The sequence below is a fragment of the Pelagibius sp. 7325 genome (assembly GCF_037652055.1).
In the GTDB taxonomy this organism is placed as follows: domain Bacteria; phylum Pseudomonadota; class Alphaproteobacteria; order Kiloniellales; family Kiloniellaceae; genus Pelagibius.
In genome coordinates, this window is record NZ_JBBKAH010000005.1 from 58,443 (window position 1) to 79,172 (window position 20,730).

Annotated in this window: 20 protein-coding genes; 6 read left to right on the forward strand and 14 right to left on the reverse strand. The window is 64.8% G+C overall.

Features of this window, described 5'->3' with window-relative positions:
* Positions 1 to 25: 25 nt before the first annotated feature.
* The 10 genes from WDC82_RS15260 to WDC82_RS15305 all read right to left on the reverse strand — a co-directional run bounded on the left by WDC82_RS15260 (position 26) and on the right by WDC82_RS15305 (position 9,025).
* Positions 26 to 1,465: an NAD-dependent succinate-semialdehyde dehydrogenase gene (locus WDC82_RS15260; RefSeq protein ID WP_340118210.1), complete on the reverse strand. Its 1,440-nt coding sequence runs from the start codon at positions 1,463 to 1,465 to the stop codon at positions 26 to 28.
* A 35-nt stretch (positions 1,466 to 1,500) separates the two neighbouring features.
* Positions 1,501 to 2,328 (reverse strand): SDR family NAD(P)-dependent oxidoreductase, encoded by an 828-nt coding sequence (locus WDC82_RS15265; protein WP_340118211.1) that lies wholly within the window; start codon positions 2,326 to 2,328, stop codon positions 1,501 to 1,503.
* Positions 2,325 to 3,329, reverse strand: a complete 1,005-nt coding sequence (locus WDC82_RS15270; RefSeq protein ID WP_340118212.1) for a Gfo/Idh/MocA family oxidoreductase — start codon at positions 3,327 to 3,329, stop codon at positions 2,325 to 2,327. The genes WDC82_RS15265 and WDC82_RS15270 overlap by 4 nt, the downstream gene beginning before the upstream one ends.
* On the reverse strand, positions 3,322 to 3,648 hold the full coding sequence (locus tag WDC82_RS15275; RefSeq protein WP_340118213.1) for a cupin domain-containing protein: 327 nt from the start codon (positions 3,646 to 3,648) through the stop codon (positions 3,322 to 3,324). Before WDC82_RS15275 ends, WDC82_RS15270 begins: the two co-directional genes overlap by 8 nt.
* Entirely contained in the window at positions 3,645 to 4,271 is a 627-nt protein-coding gene (locus tag WDC82_RS15280; RefSeq protein WP_340118214.1) for an ATP-binding cassette domain-containing protein, read from the reverse strand. Before WDC82_RS15280 ends, WDC82_RS15275 begins: the two co-directional genes overlap by 4 nt.
* 3 nt (positions 4,272 to 4,274) lie before the next feature.
* Entirely contained in the window at positions 4,275 to 4,970 is a 696-nt protein-coding gene (locus WDC82_RS15285) for an ABC transporter ATP-binding protein (protein ID WP_340118365.1), read from the reverse strand.
* Positions 4,970 to 5,713, reverse strand: a complete 744-nt coding sequence (locus WDC82_RS15290) for an ABC transporter ATP-binding protein (protein WP_340118215.1) — start codon at positions 5,711 to 5,713, stop codon at positions 4,970 to 4,972. The genes WDC82_RS15285 and WDC82_RS15290 overlap by 1 nt, the downstream gene beginning before the upstream one ends.
* Complete coding sequence (locus tag WDC82_RS15295; RefSeq protein WP_340118216.1) at positions 5,713 to 6,735, reverse strand: branched-chain amino acid ABC transporter permease; 1,023 nt, start codon at positions 6,733 to 6,735, stop codon at positions 5,713 to 5,715. The genes WDC82_RS15290 and WDC82_RS15295 overlap by 1 nt, the downstream gene beginning before the upstream one ends.
* Positions 6,736 to 6,739: 4 nt before the next feature.
* Positions 6,740 to 7,660, reverse strand: coding sequence for a branched-chain amino acid ABC transporter permease (locus WDC82_RS15300; RefSeq protein WP_340118217.1), 921 nt, complete (start codon positions 7,658 to 7,660; stop codon positions 6,740 to 6,742).
* A gap of 75 nt (positions 7,661 to 7,735) precedes the next feature.
* Positions 7,736 to 9,025 carry an ABC transporter substrate-binding protein gene (locus tag WDC82_RS15305; RefSeq protein WP_340118218.1) on the reverse strand — a complete coding sequence of 430 codons (1,290 nt, stop codon included), beginning with the start codon at positions 9,023 to 9,025 and terminating at the stop codon, positions 7,736 to 7,738.
* Here WDC82_RS15305 and WDC82_RS15310 point away from each other — a divergent pair.
* A complete protein-coding gene (locus WDC82_RS15310; RefSeq protein ID WP_340118219.1) occupies positions 9,012 to 10,163 on the forward strand; it encodes a MurR/RpiR family transcriptional regulator in 1,152 nt (383 codons plus the stop codon). The two genes, WDC82_RS15305 and WDC82_RS15310, sit on opposite strands and share 14 nt — an antisense overlap.
* 255 nt (positions 10,164 to 10,418) lie before the next feature.
* Here the strand turns inward: WDC82_RS15310 and WDC82_RS15315 are convergent, their stop codons facing one another.
* Entirely contained in the window at positions 10,419 to 11,330 is a 912-nt protein-coding gene (locus tag WDC82_RS15315) for a LysR family transcriptional regulator (RefSeq protein ID WP_340118220.1), read from the reverse strand.
* 220 nt (positions 11,331 to 11,550) lie between these two features.
* On the opposite strand from WDC82_RS15315, the gene WDC82_RS15320 reads away from it, so the two are divergent.
* The 4 genes from WDC82_RS15320 to WDC82_RS15335 are packed head-to-tail and all read left to right on the forward strand — an operon-like array spanning position 11,551 to position 16,157.
* Positions 11,551 to 12,504 carry a tripartite tricarboxylate transporter substrate binding protein gene (locus WDC82_RS15320; RefSeq protein WP_340118221.1) on the forward strand — a complete coding sequence of 318 codons (954 nt, stop codon included), beginning with the start codon at positions 11,551 to 11,553 and terminating at the stop codon, positions 12,502 to 12,504.
* A 6-nt stretch (positions 12,505 to 12,510) separates the two neighbouring features.
* Complete coding sequence (locus WDC82_RS15325; RefSeq protein WP_340118222.1) at positions 12,511 to 13,032, forward strand: tripartite tricarboxylate transporter TctB family protein; 522 nt, start codon at positions 12,511 to 12,513, stop codon at positions 13,030 to 13,032.
* Complete coding sequence (locus tag WDC82_RS15330) at positions 13,029 to 14,549, forward strand: tripartite tricarboxylate transporter permease (protein ID WP_340118223.1); 1,521 nt, start codon at positions 13,029 to 13,031, stop codon at positions 14,547 to 14,549. Before WDC82_RS15325 ends, WDC82_RS15330 begins: the two co-directional genes overlap by 4 nt.
* 12 nt (positions 14,550 to 14,561) lie before the next feature.
* Positions 14,562 to 16,157, forward strand: coding sequence for a gamma-glutamyltransferase family protein (locus WDC82_RS15335; RefSeq protein WP_340118224.1), 1,596 nt, complete (start codon positions 14,562 to 14,564; stop codon positions 16,155 to 16,157).
* 109 nt (positions 16,158 to 16,266) lie between these two features.
* On the opposite strand, the gene WDC82_RS15340 is transcribed toward WDC82_RS15335, so the two are convergent.
* The 3 genes from WDC82_RS15340 to WDC82_RS15350 all read right to left on the reverse strand — a co-directional run bounded on the left by WDC82_RS15340 (position 16,267) and on the right by WDC82_RS15350 (position 19,120).
* Positions 16,267 to 17,199 carry a 3-keto-5-aminohexanoate cleavage protein gene (locus WDC82_RS15340; RefSeq protein WP_340118225.1) on the reverse strand — a complete coding sequence of 311 codons (933 nt, stop codon included), beginning with the start codon at positions 17,197 to 17,199 and terminating at the stop codon, positions 16,267 to 16,269.
* Positions 17,200 to 17,209: 10 nt separating this feature from the next.
* Entirely contained in the window at positions 17,210 to 18,157 is a 948-nt protein-coding gene (locus tag WDC82_RS15345) for a 3-hydroxyacyl-CoA dehydrogenase (RefSeq protein WP_340118226.1), read from the reverse strand.
* Between the two features lie 243 nt (positions 18,158 to 18,400).
* The gene (locus tag WDC82_RS15350) at positions 18,401 to 19,120 is read right to left on the reverse strand and encodes a GntR family transcriptional regulator (RefSeq protein ID WP_340118227.1); all 720 of its coding nucleotides are present in this window, start codon (positions 19,118 to 19,120) and stop codon (positions 18,401 to 18,403) included.
* A 327-nt stretch (positions 19,121 to 19,447) separates the two neighbouring features.
* Between WDC82_RS15350 and WDC82_RS15355 the strand changes: the two genes are divergently transcribed.
* A complete protein-coding gene (locus WDC82_RS15355; protein ID WP_340118228.1) occupies positions 19,448 to 20,677 on the forward strand; it encodes a branched-chain amino acid ABC transporter substrate-binding protein in 1,230 nt (409 codons plus the stop codon).
* Positions 20,678 to 20,730 lie beyond the last annotated feature (53 nt).

A 20,730-nucleotide genomic window follows, 5' to 3' on the forward strand; every position in this document is an offset into this window, starting at 1 on the left:
ATCTCAAATTGCCTCGCTCGGTGACTCAGGCCGGCATGAGATGCGTCAGCTTCACGTTCATGTAGTCGTGGATCGCCTGCCTGCCACCCTCGCGCCCCATGCCAGAATGGTCGATCCCGCCGAAGGGCGCCTCGGCGTGGGCGATTATGAAGGTGTTGATGCCGACCATGCCGGCGTGCAGCCCGCGGCTCAGAGCTTCGGCCTTGGACTGGCTCGCCGTGAAGCCGTAGGCGGCCAAGCCGTAAGGCGTCGAGTTCGCCCTTTCGATGGCGTCGTCGAGTTCGCGGAATGTGACGATCGGCGCCAGGGGGCCGAAGGGCTCCTCGCGCATGATCCGCGAGTCGTCGGGCACTTCGGTCAGCACCGTCGGCTCGAAGAAGAAGCCCTTGTTGCGATTGGCCGGGCGACTGCCGCCGGTCAGGCAGCGCGCGCCGTCGGCCACCGTCTCGGCGCAGAGCGCTTCCACCCGGTCGCGCTGCGCGGCCAAGGTCAGCGGCCCCATGGTCGTGGCTGCGTCTTGGCTGTCGCCCAGCACCAGCGCCTCGGCGGCGGAAACCATGCCGTCGACAAAGCGCTGCGACACTCTCTCGTGCACATAGAAGCGGTTGGGCGATATGCAAACCTGACCGGCGTTGCGGAACTTGAAGGCGGCGCACTGCTGCGCCGCCGCGTCGACATCGGCGTCTTCGCAGACCACGACAGGCGCATGGCCGCCCAGTTCCATCGAGGTGCGCTTTACCGTCTTGGCGGCCTCGGCCAGCAGCAGCTTGCCGACCCGCGTCGAGCCGGTGAGCGAGATCTTGCGCACCTCGTCGGCCTCCATCAGGTGGGGTGTAATCGCCTCTGCCGGCCCATGCAGCATCTGCACAACGCCTGACGGCGCACCGCCTTCAACGCAAGCTTCGGCAATCAGCGTGGAGGTCAGCGGCGTCTGCTCGGAGGGCCGGCAGATGATCGGACAGCCTGCCGCCAGCGCCGGCGCGATCTTGCGCGCCACCAGATTGATCGGAAAGTTCCACGCCGTGAAGGCGGCGACGATGCCGACCGGCTCCGGTACCGCTGAAAGGCGCCCGCCTTGGCGCGACGGGATCGTTTCACCGAACAGGCGCTCTGCCTCCCCGGCGAACCAGTCGAATTGCTCGATGGCGATCAGAACCTCGCCTTCCGACTGCGCGATCGGACGGCCGATCTCCAGCGACAGTGCTTTCGCCAGATCGACCTTGCGCCGCTCCATTGCCCGCGCGATGGCACGCAGGACCTTGGCGCGGTTCCAGCCGTGCACCGCCGACCACCTCGGCAAGGCCGCGCGTGCGTGCTCCAGGGTTTCGGCAACCTCCGGCGCGGCGGCGGCCGGCGCAGTCCACAGCACCTCTTCCGTGCAGGGGTTGACGACTGCGATCGGCTCTTGCGCGCTGCGCTTGCGGAACTCCCCGCCGATCAGCAGCGCTGGGGTCGTGGCGGACATCATTTCACCTCTCTGTCATTCGTCGTTTCGCCGTGCTACTGGCTCGCCGTAACGCCGCCATCGATGTAGATGGTCTGACCGGTCATGTAGCTGCCGGCCGGGCTGGCAAAGGCGATCACCTGGCCCACGACCTCGATCGGATCGCCGATGCGCCCCAGCGGATTGCGCTCCAGGATGAACTCACGGAAACGCTCGCGCTCCAGGTGGGGACGGATGCGGTCGGACTGGATGAAGGTCGGCGCCACGCCGTTTACCGTGATGTTGTGGGGCGCCAGCTCCATAGCGTGCTGCTTCACCAGCATCAGCAGCCCGCCTTTGGTCGCGCAGTAGGCGGAATAACCGCGCCCGCGCAGCGCCAGTTGGGCACGCACCGACAGGATGTGCACATGGCGCCCGCCCTGGCCGGCCGCGATCTGGTGCCTGGCCACCGCCTGGGCCAGGAACATCGCCGACTTCAGGTTGGTTTCGTAGACCTGGTCGAAGACCTCCTCCGTCACCTCCAGGATGCTCTGCTCGCGCTGGATGCCGACGCAGTTCACCAGGATGTCGATGCCGCCCCAATCCACCGCCAGCAGGTCGACGGTCTCTGCAATCTGTGCCGGTTCCCGGGCATCGAGGGGCAGGCCGACGGCTTGGCCCCCTGCCGCGGTGATCTGCGCGGCGAGGGCCTTGGCCTTGTCGCCCTTGGGGCCGGCAACGGCGACGCGGGCTCCACGCCGTGCAAAGCCCCAGGCGACGGCCTCACCGATTGCGCCGTACCCGCCGGGGATGAAAACCCGCCGCCCCTCCAGATCGAAGAGGCGATCCAGCGCGGCCACGTCGATCCGAGGCGTCAGCGGCGCGCCAGCGTCCTGCTTGTTCACGGTGAAACCTCCACTCCCGCCGCGTCATAGACGCTTTCCATGAGGCGCAGCGTTTCCAGGTTATCGAGCCGGTCGGTCTCAAAGGGCCTGCCGTCACGGACGCCCGCAACGAAATCACCGACGGCATGGTCGAAGCACTCCTGGTAGCGGCCCAGCAGATCCACTTCGACGGCATCGTCCTCTTCGCCGACCAGGAAAACGCGGTTGTAGTCCATCACCACCGTGCCCCTGGTGCCGACGATCTCCAGGCGGTCGCCGTGCAGCGCCGGATAGCCGGGCGCACAGATGCAGCCGTCGGCGGTGGCAATCAAGCCATCGGGGCCCCTGAGCAAAATCGCGGCGGTATCTTCGCCCGGCAACCCTTCGGCAAGGTGGTTGAGACGCGCAGCGACCACCTGCAGCGGGCCGACCAGCAGGCGCAGAACGTCCAGGTGATGGATCATGGTCTCGAACACCAGGTTGCGGTCGAACTGGCGCAGGTAGGGCTGGCGCTCCAACAGGAAGGGCTCGCCCTCGGGGCGCGGGCAAAGGCCGGAGCCCCGCACGGCGATCGCCGCGTGGCGCGGCCGGCCGATACGCCCTTCGCCGATCCACCGACGCACCGCCATGTAGTGCGGTCGGAAGCGGTAGTTCTCGTGCACCATGAAGCGTACCCGCGTGCCGACGTAGTCGACCAGAGACTCCGCCTCGGCCACCGTCCGCGTCATCGGCTTCTGCAGCATGACGTGGATGCCATTGTCCGCCGCCATGCGGGTCAGCGGATCGTGCGCCTCGACCGAGGCGGCGATGTCGGCCAGCTCGAAGCCGCCGTCGGCGAAGAGCGCCGCAGCATCGCTGTAGATCCGTTCGATACCGAATTCGCGCGCGCGCTCTTCCGCCCGGCCGCGGTCCGAGTCGCAGACCGCGACCACCGGCACGCCGGCAGCCTGCCAGGCCCGCAGATGATAGAGGCTGATCATACCCGCCCCCAGCAGGGCGGCACGGAGCGGTATGTTAGCCATCACCGCCCTCCCAAAAGCCGTAGCCATAGAGCCACACGCTGCCGGACGCCGAGAGAGTCCGCAGGGAATGCGACGTATTGCGCGGAATACGCACCAGGTCTCCCGGCGCGGCCTTGAAGCGCTCGGCACCGACGGTGATTTCCATCGCGCCCTCGGCGACCAGAACGTATTCATCGCTCTCGTGCACGAAGTCGTTCCACTCCTGGCCCGGCGGATCGCGGAACACGCCGAAGCTGAAGCCTTCACCCGCCCAGTCGAGCCGAACGCGTTCGTGGTCAACCGGGGCGCTGTAGGCTCCACTCCGCAGAACTCCGCTCATGCCGCGCGCCCTCCCAGAAGGTCGCCCAGGTATCCGCGCACAGGCGCATGGCTTAGCAGAGCCTGGTAGTCCGGCACTGGCGTCACGCTGCCCTGCTGAACGAAGATGAAGCTGTCGCAGGCCTCCTCGAGGATTTCCAGATGCAGGCGTTCGTTGGGATGGACGCAGAGGAATACGAGGCGTTTCTGGTCGCGCAGCTTGCGGAAGAAATCGAGCATGAAACCGATATAGCCGTCCTGAGTGTTGAACTGTGGCTCATCGAAGAGGTGCACCAGGGGATAGTCGCTGCCCGCGCGCTGCAGCAGCAGGTTCGGAACCAGCGAGCGGAAATGGCGCACCTGATAGGACTGGTGGTAGTGGATCGCCAGGCGGTCGCGTTCGTCGGTGCGCACCCTGTGGATGTCGCGGCCGTCGACCAGTACACTGCCGGCGCTCGGCGTATTGGAGCCGGTGATCAACTCGAAGAGCGTCGTCTTGCCGGAGCCGTTGGGGCCCATCATGCCGACGATGGCGGGCTCCGCCACGGTAAAGTCTGCGGTCAGCCGGAAGCTCACCTTCCGCTTGAGGGGGCTGCCGCGAGTGTAGACCTTCTCCAGCCCTTTCACTTCCAGCATCGCGGTCATGCGCTACATCCCGATCAGCCGTTGGCGCAAGGCGGCGTCGCTCAGCAGCGCGGCCGCATCGCCCTCATGGACAATCTTGCCTCGATCCATCACGTAGACGCGGTCGGAGACCTCCAGCGCCGCCAGGGCGTTCTGCTCGACGATGAGAACGCCGATTCCCTCCTCCTTCAGGCGGCGCACCGTGCGCATGACATCCTGCACGATCTTGGGCGCCAGCCCCTGGCTCGGCTCATCAAACAATACCAGTCCGGGGGCGCCCAGCAGCGCACGCGAGATCGCCACCATCTGCATCTCGCCGCCGGAAAGGTTTTCGCATTCCCGCCCCATGAGATGTTCCAACGCCGAAAAGATTTCGAACATTTCTTCGGTGGTCCAGGATCGGTAAGCCGTCTTCTTCACAGCGATCTGGAGGTTGCGCGCTACCGTGAGGCTGGGGAAGATCCGCCGGTCATCGGGCACCCAGCCGATTCCCAGCCGCGCGATGCGGTGGGTAGCCTGACCAGTAATGTCGGCGCCGTCGAACTCGATGGTGCCACGGCGCGGCGGGGTAAGGCCGAGGATCGAACGGATCGTCGTGGTCTTGCCGGCGCCGTTCGGCCCCAGCAGGCAGACCACTTCGCCGCGGCCGATCTGCAGCGAGGGGCCGAACAGGGCCTGCGTTTCGCCGTAGAAGGTTTCGATGCGATTGAGCGCCAGCATCACACAAGCTCCCCCAGGGCGGAGCGTTGAACCCACTTGTTGGTGCTGAGCGCCGCTGGCGTCCCCTCAGCAATGACCTGGCCCCAATGGATGACTGCGATGCGGTCGGCAATCCGAAACAGGAAGCGCATGTCGTGTTCGATGACCACGATGGTGTAGCGCTGGCGCAGCCGCGCGATCAGGCGCGCCAGGTTCAGGGTCGCCTCGGTGCCCAGGCCTGAGGTCGGCTCGTCGAGGAACAGGATGCGCGGCCGTGCGGCCAGGGCGACGCCGATCTCCAGCGCACGGCGGTCGCCGTAGGACAGCGACACCGAGGGCTCCCACTCGCGCCCGGTCAGCCCTACCTGGTCCAGCACCTCGCGGGCTTCGTCAATCAGGGCAGCATCGGCAAAAGCCGCCGTGAGGGCTTTGTGACGACGCGCCCGAAAGTCCGGCAGGGCAAGCAGGATGTTCTCCAGCACGGTCGAATCGTCGAAGAGGTTCATAACCTGGAACGAGCGGGCGACGCCCAGGCGCGCGATGCGCTGCGGCGGCAGGCCGCCGATCGACTGCCCCTCCAGCAGAATCTCGCCGCGGTCGGGCGCGTAGCGTCCGGTCAGCACGTGGAAGCAGGTGGTCTTTCCGGCACCGTTCGGCCCCATAATGCCGCTGACCTGCCCGGCCTCGAAGCTCAGGTTCACGTTCTCCAGCACCACGCGGGCGCCGAAACGCTTGTGAATGCTGCGTGCTTCGAAAAGAGCCATCACGCCCCTCCCGAAGTTACAGGGCGAGTCTGCGCCGCAGATGGCGGGCGGCGGCGCAGACGATGGAGCACGCCGGCCAGGCCCTCCGGCCGGAACATCACCATGGCGACGAACATCAGCCCATACCACAGCAGCCAGGTCTCCGTGAGAGCGCCCAGCACGTCGCGCGCGACGAAATAGAGCACCACCCCCAGGACGGGACCCCAAAAGCTGACCAGACCGCCGCCGACCAGCACCATCATCACGATCAGTCCCGACTGATGCAGGCTCATCACGTCCGGATAGGCGCTTTCCTGCGCCATGGCGAAGAGGCCGCCGGCCAACCCGGCGAACATCGCCGAGAGAACGAAGGCTGCGAACTTGAAGCGCCAGACCTCGTAGCCGATGAAGGACGCGCGCATCTCGTTCTGCCGGATGGCCTGCAGGATGCGGCCGAAGGGCGAGTTCACGATGCGCCACAGCGCCACCACGCAGAGCCCGAGAACCGCAACGGTGAAGTAGTAGAAGGACAGATTGTCGCTTAGCGTGACCTGCACGACACCGAGATCCAGAGCAGGACGCGGAATGTTGAGCAGACCATCCTCCCCGCCGGTCAGCCAGTGCAGCTTGATGGCGCTGAACCAGAAGACCTGCCCGAAGGCAATGGTCAGCAGAGCGAAGTAGATGCCGCGGCGGTGCGACACCGCGGCGGCGACGATCATGCCGGCCAGCGCCGACGCCAGGATAGCCGCCGCCAAGCCGCCCACGAGGCTGGTGCCGACATGGTGCTGAAACAGGCCGAAGGCGTAGCCGCCGACGCCCAGGTAGGCGCCGTGGCCGAAGGAATGCAGGCCGGTGTAGCCGAACAGCAGGTTGAAGCCCAGGGCGTAGACCATCCAGATCGCGATCTCGATGCCGAGGTACTGGTAAAGACCGACCGGGCCCAGCCACAGCGGCGCGCTGAGCATCACAAGGGCGAGGACCAGCATCTGGGGCGTCACCCAGGCGGTGCTGCGCGGCGAGATATCGGAAAGGGTCAGCACGGCATCAGCGCTCCAGCGCGCTCTTGCGGCCGAACAGGCCTCGCGCGCGGAAGCCGACCACGGCGATCAGCAGCAGGTACATCGACATCAGCGACCAGGCGGAAGCGTAGGCGCCGGTGATGCCGACGGCGAGGCCGACGAGGATCGAGGCCACGACGGCGCCCCAGAAGCTGCCGACTCCACCCAGCACGATGATCAGGAAAGCGGGGATGACCACGTCGATGCCGACATGCGGGCGCAGGCCCCAGATCGGCACCATCACGATGCCGGCGATGCCGGCCAGGGCGGCCCCCAGCCCGAAGACGAACATGCGCAGGCGTGCCAGGTCATAGCCCAGGGCCCGCACCATCTCGCTGTCGTGGGCGCCGGCCTTGATGATGGCGCCGTAGGGCGTGCGCTCCAGAAACACCCAGACCGCGGCAATGGCTGCCAGGGCGAAGACCGCGGCGAAAATCTTGTACTTGGAGAAGATCAGTCCGCCGAAGAAAAAGGCCCCGTTGATGCCGTCGGGCACAGGCAAGTGCTGCTCGCCGGTGCCCCAGCCCAGGCGGATCAGTTCCTCGATGACCAGGGCGGCGCCGAAGGTCAGCAGCAGGCCATAGAGCGGCGCCTTGTCGTAGGTCGGGCGCAGGCAGCGCTCCAGCAGCATGCCGGCAAGGCCGACGGCCAGCGGCGCGAAAGCCAGCGCCACCCCGTAGCGCGCCGTGATCGGCAGGCCGAGCCACCAGCCGCCCAGGGCCGTCTCCTGCGCCCAGGCCGGATCGATCATGCTGAGGGCAATGTAGGCGCCCAGCGCGAAGAGCGAACCGTGCGCCAGATTCAGCACCTCCATCACCCCCACGATCAGGGTGAATCCCAGCGCAATCAGCGCGAACAGCAGCCCCAGAGTGAGACCGTTGAATAGATGGGGGGCGAGCTGGATCATGGTCGGCAGGGCTGTCCACGGCGACGAAAGAATGGCGGCGAGGTCGGCTTGGACCCCGCCGCCAGCAGCAGGAGATCACACGTCCAGAGTCGGCGTGTCCGCGTAGGACTCCAGTTTGCAGGCGCCCTGAGCCCCCATGTCCTGCACGGCTTCGGGAGCCGAACTGGTCAGGATCTTGAACATATCGTCAGGGTCTTCCGCACCGCGGTTGGCGGTCGCCAGGTAGATTGTCTGCTGCACCTGGTGGGTGACCGGATCGATCACCGCGTCATGATGCTGCATGCGCTCGGCCGCCGGCATCTTGTGGCCTTCCAGCGCCTTGATGACGGCGATGTTGTTCGTCGTCCCGGTCCGCTCGATGGCGCGCAGCAGTTCGCGGGTCGCCATGTAGCCGTTGTAAAACACATTGCCCGGCACCCGCATGGAGGTGTCCGGGTAGGCCGCCTGGTAGCGTTTCACGAAGTCGGCGACCCCCGGCAGGTCCAGCTTGTAGTACCAGGTCGTCCCGAAGACGCCGAACAGGTTGTCCAGCGGCAGGCCGTAGACGTCGGGCCAGTCCTGCTGGTTGTTGATCCAGGCCGGCTTGTCGCCCATGCCCAGGTCGGCGACCTGCTGGCGCAGCGCCTTCTGGTCGTCGCCTCCGACCGCCGCGGCAACGACGTCCGGGCCGGCCTGCTGGATCTTCAACAGCGCCGACGAGAAGTCGCGGGTGCCTTGCGGCACCAGGATCTCGTCGATGATTTCGCCGCCATACTCGTCGACCAGCTCGCGCGTGGCAGCGGCGGTGTTGTGGCCCCAGACGTAATCGTTGGTCAGCAGCAGCCACTTCTTGCCGAAGCTGTCGATCGAGTTCTTCACCGCGGCCTTGGCGAAGTTGGTGCCGTTGCCGTCCCACACGAACTTCACACGGTGACAGTTCTCGCCCGATTCCGTCGGCGAACTGGAGTTGGTGTTGAGGTAGATGGTGCCGTACTTCTGCGCCACCTGGCTGATCGCGTTGGCAACGCCGGAGCTCACGGCGCCGATCAGAAAACCGCACTCTTCGCGGCTGATCATGCGCTCGGCCACGCGGCTGCCGGTCGCCGGCGTCGTTTCCGTGTCGATATGGACGGTTTCGATCTTGCGCCCCAGCACACCGCCCTTGGCGTTGAACTCGTCCACCGCCATCAGCATGCCGCGGCGGTCGCTGGCGCCGGAGTTGGCGTACTGACCGCTGGCATCGGAGGTGAGGCCGAGCTTGATCGGCTTGTCGCTCGAAGCCGCATAGACCCGGTTGAACTTCCAGGGCCCGTTGAATGCGGCGATGCCGGTCGCGGCGGCGGTCGCTCCCAGGAGCCCTCGACGGGTTACGATGAGTTTCTTCACAGCTGCCTCCCTCCCTCGCTGCGGACTTCGGGTCGACGGACCCCGCCGCTTGTTGCTTGGCGGCGTCGCATGGATCCTGCGACGCCAGATCATAAAAAAACGAATATTCATTCTTTTATCAAAAATTCATTCACTTCTGCAACCCGAAAAGGCCGTGTCAGTCGCTGAAGCCCGCAGAAATCTTGGAAAAACTGAACGTTATTTGATGTCAGGAAATGCTTTGTTCTTGAAATTGAAGAAAAATTCATTCATTTTCGCGCCCATGAGACAAGTGATTACCGACAGCAATGGCGGCACGCCGGAGCCCTTCGACGCCCTGCGCGAGCGCATCCGCGACCGCTTCGACGATCTCAGCCCGCACCTCCAGCGCATCGCGCGGCTGGCGCTGGACGAGCCGAACCAATTCGCCCTGCAGACCATCGCGGCCATCGCCGAACGGCTAAAGATCCAACCCTCCACCGTGATCCGCTTCGCCAAGGAATTCGGCTACGACGGGTTCAGCGGGATGCAGCAGGTATTCAAGTTGCGGCTCATCGAAGGCGGCGCGCGCTATCGCGAACAGGTCTATGAAGAGAGTCATGCCGACAACCGCGGCGGCGGAACGGCCGACAGCCTCGGCGCCTGCATCGACACGCTGACCGCGTCGCTCGAGGCCCTGCGGCGGGACGTGCGCCCGGAGCAGGTGGACCAGGCGGTGCACATGTGCGCGCGCGCCCGGCATATCTACGTGGCTGGTCTGCGGCGCTCGCATCCCATTGCCACCTACTTCGCCTACGGCCTGAACCGCCTGGAGCGGCGATGCAGCTTGCTCGACTTTGCCGGCGGCATGGCGGCCCAGCAGGTCGCCAACATGGGACACGACGATCTCCTGGTTGCGATCGCCTTTACACCCTATACGGCCCTGGTGGTGGATATCGTCCGGGACGCCAGCCTGCGCGGCCTGCCGATCGTGGCGCTCACCGATACGACGTCCAGCCCGCTGGCCGCCAATGCCAGCCTGGCCTTCTTCGTGGACAACGAATCAGGCGGTCAGTTTCGCCCGATCTCCGGGGCCATCGGCCTCGTGCAGGCAATCATTGTGGAATTGAGCGCAGAATTGGAGCGCGAAGGTCAGGAGCCCGCCCGGCATACCGAGTAACATCAAGCTGAAGGCGTCCGACCGCGCCTTACCGCCGGATTGTGGCACGCTGCTGTCCAAGCACCTTGCAAGCATATGATTTAGCTGAAAAAAATCCCACATGCCTGCTATCACTCAAAAGCACAAGGCTCCTGGCGCGCTGACTATATCTGAGTAATCTTGTTCTTCTTCAAGCGACGAGGAACTTACCTCAAGATCCTTGGATACTGGGCCGACTAGTGCGCCAACGATGCGTCCGGGGTTCCTCCTGTCGGCTCAGCTTTCTCTCGCCTCGGTGCCCTCCGTCGCCGCCACGCCGTAGGGGTGTGCAAAGGCCGCCAGCCTGGCGTGCATCTCGGCGATGAGGCGGGTGCGCGCCGAGCCGATGCGCTGCACGATGCCGAGCTGGCGGTAGACCGTCGGGCTGCCAAAGGTGCTGCGTGGCAGGTCGCGGGCTCCGGCAGCCAGGGTAGCGATGTGCGGCACCACGGCGACCCCCAAGCCAGCCTTCACACACTCGATGGTGGCCGGCACCGTGTCCACCTCGGCGATGGTGTTGGGCACTAAGCCCAAACGAGAAAGCTCAGTGTCGATCTGGCTGGCCAAGGGCACCGCGGTGCGGTAGCGCACGAAGGGATTGCCCATGATCATGTCGCAGGCCGCGGTCGCCGGCGTGCCCGGCGGCGCGACCACCACCAACGGCTCACGCAGGAAGGGGCTCCACTTCAGGATCGGCGCCACGCCCACGTGTTCGGCCACAATTGCGAGGTCAAGGCGGCCGGAGGCGACGTCGTTCATCAGCGCCTCTGACAAGCCCACCTGGAGCTTAACCTTCAGCTTGGGAAAGGACTCGCGCAGGCTGACGATGGCGCGCGGAAGGATTTCGATCGTGCTCGTGCGGATCGAACCGATACTCAGCGTGCCGGATACGCTTCGCCCCGAGATCGAGGCTGTGGAATCTTCGACGATCTGCAGGATCGAATGTGCCGTTTCCAAGAACTCGAGGCCCTTGGCATTCAACGACGGCGGCCGGCTGGAGCGATCGAACAGCGCCACGTCCAGTTCGCGTTCGAGGGCCTGCATTTGTTGGCTTACGGCCGAAGGCGTCAGGTTCACCACACGCGCGGCCTTGGCGAAGGTACCCTGATCGGCGATGGCGATGAGCGATCTCAGTTGCCTCGTGTCCATACCATCAGATTAAGCTTTTCTGCATCTAAGCTGGAGTTTTTTTCGCTTTGGATGAAAAAATTCGTTGTTAGCATCTCTTCAAGGAGCGTCACAGCACACGAGCGCGCCCGATCTCGCACTGCACAGGTGCGACACGAGACAAAGCGCAGGTGCGAACGGCAGACGCTGGACGCCGCACCCACCGGTGGCGCAATCGAGGCATCAACGAAGGGAGAGCGAGATGAAGAAGAAGATCCTGGCACTTGCTGTGGGCCTGAGTGCCGCAGCGCTTTTCGGCGGCGCAGGGCCGGCACTGGCAGACTATCCAGAGCGGCCCGTTGAGTTCATCGTGCCCTGGTCGCCGGGCGGCGGCAGTGACACTCTGATGCGCATAGTCGCCAACAACGTCGAGCCCTATCTCGGCGAGCCCATGCCGGTCATCAACATGCCCGGCGTCAGCGGCACCACCGGCATCAAGGAGGCCTCGACACGCGCGGCAGACGGCTACACGGTCGTGCAGATCCACGAAGGCCTGCTGGTCGCTAACGCCGTCGATCTCACTGACGTGAATTGGAACGATTTCGACCCCATCGGCATGATGACGGTCTCGCCGCAGTTCCTCGTCATCAACGCCGATAAGTCCTACAAGACCTTTGAGGAGTTCATCACCTACGCCAAGGAAAATCCTGGCGCGGTGAAGTTCGGTGTGACGCTGGGCGGCGTGCCGCACCTCCATGCGGCCATGATTGAAGATGCCTACGGCGTCGAGTTCTCCTATGTCGGCTACGAGGGCACCGGCGAACGCATTCGCGCGCTGGTCGGCGGCAATCTCGATGCGGCCATCGGGGATATCGCCTCGGCCAAGCAGTTCGTCGACAATGGCGATCTCATCTTCCTCGCCACAGGCAATCCGGAGCGCCTGTCACAGACGCCCGACGTGCCGACCTTCAAGGAGCTGGACAGCGATCTCGAACTGCTCATCACCCGCGGCATCTTCATGCCCGAAGGCAGCCCTGAAGAAGCGCGCGGCACTCTCGAGTCCGCCCTGGAGGAGCTGGCCGCCGATGATACCTTCGTGACGCAGGTGAACAACGCCGGCGGCGAGGTGAACTTCCGCGGGCAAGACGCCTATACGGCCTATCTCGAAGGCCTGCAGAAGGCAATCGATAAGCTGTCGAACAAGTTGCAGCCCTAGTCCCCCATGCAGGCGGACCAGAATCCAACACCTGAGAAGCAGGAGGCGGGCGGTGTCGCCCGCCTCCTCTCTTATCTCGTGATCCTGGCCGCTTCGGTCGGGTTGTTCTTCGACGCTCGCGCGCTGCCCACCAGCCGCTGGGACGTGCTCGGCGCCGGCGCCTTCCCACAGCTCGTCTTCGCGACGCTCGGTGTCCTCGCCCTCGTCGCCATAGCCGACGCCCTGCGCAAGCTTCCACCGGGCGCCTTCGCCGGCTTCGGCGCCGCCGCCGTGCCGTGGCTGCGTGCGCGCTATCTGGTCGTCGCGCTGCTGGCGCTCTTCGGCCTCTACCTCGCCATATTGCCGCGCGCCGGCTTCTCCTGGACCACGCTCGGCTTCCTTCTCGCCGCCCAGCTTCTGCTCGCGCCGCGCCGGCCCCGAGTCATCGCCGTCCTTCTGATCCTGGCCCTGCTCTTCTCCTTCGGCCTCAACGCGCTCTTCGCCGAGGCCTTCAACGTCTTTCTGCCACGCGGAAGGTGGTGGACGTGATTGATCAATTCCTACTCGGGGCGGAGCAGATCTTCACGGTCTCCACCCTCCTTTTCATGCTGCTCGGCTCCATCGCCGGCATCGTCGCCGCGGCCATTCCCGGCTTCACCATCACCATGGCGATCATCCTGACGCTGCCGCTGACTTTCGCGATGCCGCCGCTGCAGGGCATCGCGGTCATGCTCTCGGTCTACGTCGGCGGCTATACGGGGGGGCTGATCTCGGCGGCCTTGCTCGGCATTCCCGGCACGCCGTCCTCGGTCGCCACTACTTTCGATGCCTTTCCCATGGCCCGCGCGGGCCAGCCCGGCCGCGCCCTTTCGCTCGGCGTCTGGGCCTCCTTCTTCGGCACGCTGATCTCCACCGTAGTGCTCATCGTCGCCGCGCCGCCGCTGGCGCTCATCGCCGTGAAACTCGGCCCCTGGGAATACTTCTCCCTCATCCTTTTCGCCCTCACCATCATCGCCAGCCTGGTCGGTGCCTCGTTGCTACGCGGCCTCATGGCAGGCGCCATCGGACTCGCCATCTCCACCGTCGGGCCCGACCCCATGATGGGCCGACCGCGCTTTGATTTCGGCCTCGACATGCTGGCGCCGGGTATGCCGTTCCTCGTGGTGCTCATCGGCATCTTCGCCATCTCCCAACTGGTTTCTGAGGTGGAGGACGTCCGCGCCGTGCGCTCCGGCACCTCTCTCGCCACCAAGGACATCGACTTCCAGACCTGGGCCATGATGCGCGAGATCTTGGTGCGGCCGGTGAACCTTGTCCGCTCCTCCATCGTCGGCGTGTTGATCGGCGCGCTGCCGGGGGCCGGGGGCTCCATTGCCAACCTGCTGGCCTACGACCAGGCCAAGCGCGCCTCCAAGACGCCTGAGAAGTTCGGCACCGGCATATCCGAGGGCGTCGTCGCCTCGGAGGCCGGAAACTCCGCCACCGCCGGCGGCGGCCTCATTCCCCTGATCGCGCTGGGAATCCCCGGCTCAGCCGTGGACGCCATCCTGATGGCCTCCCTCATGGTGCACGGCATCTCGGTGGGCCCGCGCCTGATCATGGACAACGCCGACCTCGTCTACGGCATGTTCATCGCCATGGTGGTGGCCAGCCTGATGATGCTGATCGTCTGCATGGTTTCCCTGCGGCTTTTCCTGCGCGTCACCGAGATTCCAAAGTGGGCCATCGTGCCGGCGGTCATCGTTTGCTGCGTCGTCGGCTCTTTCGCCCTGAACAACCGCGTGACCGATCTCTACCTGCTCGGCTTCATCGGCCTCGCGGGCTACCTGCTGAAGACCCTCGACTACCCGCTGGCGCCGCTGGTTCTGGGCGTCATCCTCGGCCCCATCGCCGAGACCAACCTGCGCCGCGCCCTGATGACTGACAGCGACTGGACAGTCTTCCTGACGCGCCCGGTCAGCTTGCTGCTGCTGGTTGCCGCCGTGGCGTCCGTCGCCTGGGCAGTCTGGCGCCACCGCCAGTCGCGCGCCCGGAAGAGCCTCACAGATCCGAAAGAGTCAGGCTAGAGAGTACCGTCGATGCGCTTTCCCTATACCCCGCCCTACGCCTCGCGCCGCTCGCCCGTGCTGGCAGAGAACGTCGTCGCCACCTCGCAGCCCCTGGCCGCCCAGGCCGGGCTTACCATGCTGGCCCGTGGCGGCAATGCCGTCGACGCTGCTCTAGCCGCCGCCATCGCCCTGACGGTGGTAGAGCCCACCGGCAACGGCGTCGGCTCGGATGCCTTCTGCATCCTCTGGGACGGCAGCAAACTCCATGGCCTGAACGCCTCCGGACGCGCGCCGGCAGGTTGGACGCCCGGGCGCTTCCAGGGGCGCACCGCAATGGACGAGCGCGGTTGGGAGAGCGTAACCGTGCCCGGCGCGGTCAGTGCCTGGGTCGAGCTCTCGCGGCGCTTCGGCCGGCTCGACTTCGCCGACCTCTTCCAGCCCGCCATTGGCTACGCCGAGAACGGCTTTCTCGTCTCGCCAATCATCGCAGAACTGTGGCAGCGCGGCGGTGACATCCTGTCGAAGCAGCCGGGCTTCGCCGACCACTTCCTGCCGGGCGGCGCGGCGCCCAAGGCCGGCGAACGCTTCGTCAACCGGCCACTGGCGTCGACCCTCACCGCCATCGCCGAGACCAAGGGCGAAGCCTTCTACCGAGGGCCGCTGGCCGAGAAGATTGCCGCCTGGGCCAAAAAGCACGGCGCTTCGCTCTGCACCGACGATCTCGCCGCGCATACCTGCGACTGGGTCGGCACGCTGTCGCAGGACTTCGACGCTGTCACGCTGCACGAGATCCCGCCCAACGGCCAGGGCATTGTCGCCCTCATGGCCCTCGGCATCCTGGCGCATACACCCCTGCGCGACTTCGGCGCCGACGATCCTATGGCGTTGCACTACCAGTGGGAGGCGCTGAAGCTCGCCCTGCGCGACGCCGCTGCCTACGTCGCCGAAGGCGCTTCCATGCGCGCGGTCACCGCGGAAGAGCTGCTTGCGCCCGACTACCTTGCACGACGAGCAAATGAGATATCGCCGCAGCGCGCGCAGGTGTTCGGCGCCGGTGCGCCAAAACAGGGCGGCACGGTCTATCTTTCCACCGCCGACGCTTCGGGCATGATGGTCTCCTACATCCAGTCGAACTATTCCGGCTTCGGCTCGGGTGTGGTGGTGCCGGAGACCGGGATCAGCCTGCAGAACCGCGGCGCCGCCTTCTCGCTGCAGGACGGGCACCCCAACCAGGTCGGTCCGGGCAAGCGGCCCTTCCACACCATCATCCCCGGTATGCTGATGCAGGGCGGCGCGCCCTTGATGAGCTTCGGCGTCATGGGCGGCCCGATTCAGGCCCAGGGTCATGTGGCCATGGTGCTCCGCACGCAGCTCTGGGGCCAGGACGTGCAGAGCGCCATCGATGCACCGCGCTGGCGCGTTACCGAAGGCCTCGGCGTCGCCTGCGAAACCTCCATCGAGCCGGACACCTTGCAGGTCCTGCGCGACCTCGGTCACGTTATTACGCTGGAGTCTCCCGATACAGCCTTCGGATTCGGCGGCGCCCAACTCGTCCACCGCCTGCCAGGCGGTGGCTATGCCGCCGGCTCCGACCCCCGCAAGGACGGCCAGGCGGTCGGGTTGTAGGTGGAGATGGGCGAGAAGGCATTGCTGCAGGTTTAAGCAGATCAGCGCGGACATACTCCGTGCGGCCTGCGCGCCGCGTCGGCACTTAGGGCCATAGGCTGCCCGTCGCTTAGAATCCGACTTTGTCGGCGCCTTTCAACTTCAAGATCTGCCTCGCCTCCGCAGGGGTCGCGACCTCCATACCGAGGCCCTCGATCATCTTGCGGGCGTTCGTCACCTGCTCGGCGTTCGATTGCGCAAGCCGGCCCGGCCCACCCCAGAGCGAATCTTCGAGGCCAACACGAACATTGCCCCCCATCGCGAGGGCCATGGAGATGATCGGCATCTGGTTGCGCCCCGCCCCCAGCACCGACCACTGATAATCCGCGCCGAACAATCGGTCGGCGGTTCGCTTCATATGGAGGACGTCCTCGGCATGCGGACCGATACCTCCGAGAATGCCGAACACGGTCTGCACGAAAAGCGGCGGCTTCACCAGCCCGCGTTCGAGGAAGTGGTGAAGATTGTAGAGATGGCCGATGTCGTAGCACTCGAACTCGAATCGAACGCCGCTGTCGCCCAAGGTACGCAAGGCATACTCAATATCCTTGAACGTATTGCGAAAGATGAGGTCGACGGAATTCTCGAGATGTTCCTTCTCCCACGCGTGCTTGAATTCCTTGAAGCGACTCAGCATCGGAAACAGGCCGAAGTTCATCGATCCCATGTTGAGCGACGCCACCTCCGGCTTGAACTTGACGGAGGGCTGGATGCGTTCCTCGATCTTCATCCAGGGTGCGCCGCCGGAGGTGAGATTCACCACGCAATCAGAGCGCTGCTTGATCACCTTGAGAAAGGGTTCGAAGGCCTCCGGTGACTGATCGGGCTTGCCCGTATTCGGATCACGGGCATGCAGATGTACGATGGCGGCCCCAGCCTCCGCCGCTCCAATCGCCGCGTCAGCGATCTCCTGCGGCGTCACGGGAAGGTATTGCGACATTGAGGGCGTGTGGATCGCCCCGGTAACGGCACAGGTGATGATGACTTTGCGTTTCGTTGCCATGGTGTCTTCCTCAGGTACCGATTTCTTTCGCCGCCTTGCGCTTGTGGACGGCCAGCGCCATCAGGCGACGGTCGCGCCACTGATGGCGTTCCGGCAGATCGGCTGCGGCCAGCTTCGCACGGCGTTCTTTCTCAACGGTCTGCAACACCTCACCAGTCCAGTCGACCCTGTGCTGCATAGAGCCAAAGAGCCGGGAGTAGAGTTGCTGATAGCGTTCGCAGTAGTCCTTCACCCCGCCCGGCGCATTGAGATCGATGGTCTCGAACGGCCCCATGAAGGACCAGCGCAACGCAAGGCCCTCGCGGATGCCGACATCGACATCCTCGACCGATGCGTAGCCGTCCGCCACCAGCCGGAACGCCTCTTCCAGCAGGGCGCCCTGCAGCCGGTTCATGACGAATCCGTCGATCTCGCGCTTCATCATGATGGGGGCCTGGCCTGAAGCAATCGCAAGCTGCCGTGCTTTCTCGGTCGCCGCGGGGTCGGTCCAGGGTGCGGGGACGATCTCCACCGCCGGCACAAGGTAAGGGGGATTGATCGGGTGCATGACCAGGCAACGGGCTCGGCCCTTCAAATGCCCGGTGAATTGCGAAGGCAGAATTGCCGAAGTCGAGCTGGCCAGCACCGTCTCCGGCGCCGCAACAGCATCCATCTCCGCAAAGACACGCTGCTTCACTGCGACGTCTTCGGGTGTGTTCTCCTGCACGTGAATGGCGCCTTCCAGGGCAGCCTCGAGGCTTCCCGCCGGCTTGATACGCGCGGCAAGCGCGTCGGCGCTCTGCCCCTCGAGAAGGCCCTCGGCCTCGAGTGGCGCTGCCATGTCGCGGGCAAAGGCGATCGCCCTCTCCGCCGCGCCGGCCACCTCGTCGTAGAGAGAAATTTCGTAACCAGCGCGGGCGAAGCTGATCGCCCAGGCTCGCCCAATCAAGCCGCTGCCGATGATGGCGATTTTTTCCAAAGCGTTAGCTCCCGCATGTCATTGCGTTGGCGGCTCGTTCGGTGGCACGCCAGTCAGCGCGGCGCGCAGGCGCCCGCATGTCGCCAAGTATGCCATCGGGCATAGCGTGGTCAATGTCCTATCTCATATCTGTGATCACAGAATGGCTTCCGATTGCCCCCGCCCGGCGGAAATAGCAGCACCCGGACGGAGCAATCGCGCTCGCGGTGCGTTGCTGGGGATCCCGCCTCAGCGCGGGTGGTCTTAGTGCCGACCTTGACGCGGCGCGGGTTGGGGCTGACTTGCTCCCGCGGAGCCGAAGTGATGGAGACGGAACCACGACGACGCCGCGCGGATATCGAGCGCCAGAGCGAAGCGCGCTTCCTTGGCATCACGGCGTTCGATCGCAGCGACTACCCGCTCATGAACCGTGGCACCGCGCCGGAACATTTCAGTCGAGCCGGACACGTTCTGCACGAAAGAAAGCACCGGGCCGAAGCGCAGCCAAAGGGAACCGATCATCTTCAGCAACGCATCAGACTCCGCAGCTTCGTAGACTGCGAAATGGAAGTGCTGGTTGCCTTGCAGCATGCCGACGGAATCGCCCGCCTCGACCGCGCGTTCAAATGTCTTGTTGATCTTCCTCAGCTCGCTGCAAACGCAGGCCGGCGCGCGCAGGGCAGCACGCTGCGCAGCATACCCTTCCACTTCGCATCGCAGGCGAATCCACTCATCGTAGTTCTCGAGCGTGAGCGCCGTGACCTGGAAGGTGCGGTTGGGCAACTGGGTCAGGGCGTTCTCGGTCACCAGGCGCTGAATCGCCTCCCTCACCGGCATGGGACTCGTACCCAGGGCCGCGGCAAGGGCTCGGATGGTCAGGACTTCGCCCGGCATGAACCGCCCCTGGAAGAGCGCGTTGCGCAACTCTTGATAGACCCGCTCCTGCACGGTCGTGACGTCGATCGGTCTGACCTTGTCGTTCATCTGTTCTCTTCATCCGGGGCGGGTCGGCGATATCGGGGACCATAAGTCTCCCGCCACCAACTTAAAGCTTCCCGATCCGGAAATAAACTACCGCCCATCTACGATAGGTGATCACAATCTTTGATTGCATGCCGGTGTCTTCAATTTCTCCGGCCGGGACGGGCCCGCGCCATCAGCGTTCGCCAACGACTGTGATCACAGATCAATAATATATTATCTTTACACGTACCAGGACAATCTTCTAGGTTCGACTCGCGACGGGAAGAGGCCCCACGAAGAATGGGTCGCCCATCGCGGAAGATAAAAAAATATCGGAGGAGGAAACCTGTGAGACACATTTCCCTGATCGCGCTAGCCGTTGCCGGCAGCTTCACCGCCGCACCGCTGGCGGCGGAACCGCTGAAAATCGGCATCATCGAGAGCTTGTCGGGCGCACAGACATCGACCGGACGGATGTTTGCCAATGGCGTCCATTACGGTATCGAGAAGATCAACGCCGCGGGCGGGTTCAACGGCGAGCCGGTGGAGGTGGTCGAGTACGACAACGCCGGGGGGCCGACCGAGGCGGCCGACAAATTCCGCCAGGCTCAGGCGGACGGAATCAACATCATCATCCAAGGCGCATCGTCGGCCATCGCCGGCCAGCTCACCGAGGATGTGCGCAAGCACAATATCCGCAATCCCGGGAACGAGATGATGTACATCAACGTCGGCGCTGAAGCGATGGAGCTGACCGGCGAGAAGTGCCACTTCTACCACTTCCGGTACACGTCAACGGCGCCGATGCGGGTCAACGCGCTGATCTCCACCATGAAGGAGCAAGGGAGCCTGGGCAGCCGCGTCTATTCGATCAACCAAAACTATTCATGGGGCCAGGACATGCAGGCGGCGACCGCCGCGAACGCCGAGATGGGCGGCTACGAGGTGGTCGGTGAGGTGTTGCACGACGTCAACAAAATTCAGGATTTCGCCCCCTTCGTGGCAAAGATCAAGGCCGCCAACCCGGACACGGTGATCACAGGGAACTGGTCCAACGACCTGCTCCTGTTGATGAAGGCCGCCGGAGACGCGGGACTCAAGGTCCGCTTCGCCACCGCCTTTCTCGACCAGCCGGGCAACATCGCGAATGCGGGCGAAACGGCGCTCGGCCACTACATAGCGAATGCCTACGACAATTCCGCCGCCGACAGCGGCTTTGCCGATGACTACAAAGCTGCCGAGGGACACTTCCCCACCTTCGTCGAGCCGCAGGCTGCTTTCGCGGTCGGCGCCCTCGAGGAAGCCTTGGCCAAGGTCTCGTCGAATGGCGGCGAGGTGGATGTGACGAAGATCGCCATGGCGCTGGAGAACACGACGTACGATAGCCCCGTCGGTCCGATCTCGGTGCGGAAGGAAGATCACCAGACGATCCGGCCGGTCGTTGTCTCGAAGGTCGTGAAGAACGCAAAATACCCCGCCGACGACACGGACATGGGCTTCCAGACGGTCAAGGTCGTGCCCGGCGCAGAGGCGATCTATCCCGTGCAGCCCAGCTGCGAGATGAAGCGACCGGGCTAAACCAAGCCTGAGGGTCCGGCAGGGCACAGCCTGCCGGACCGTCGCGCCCCCTC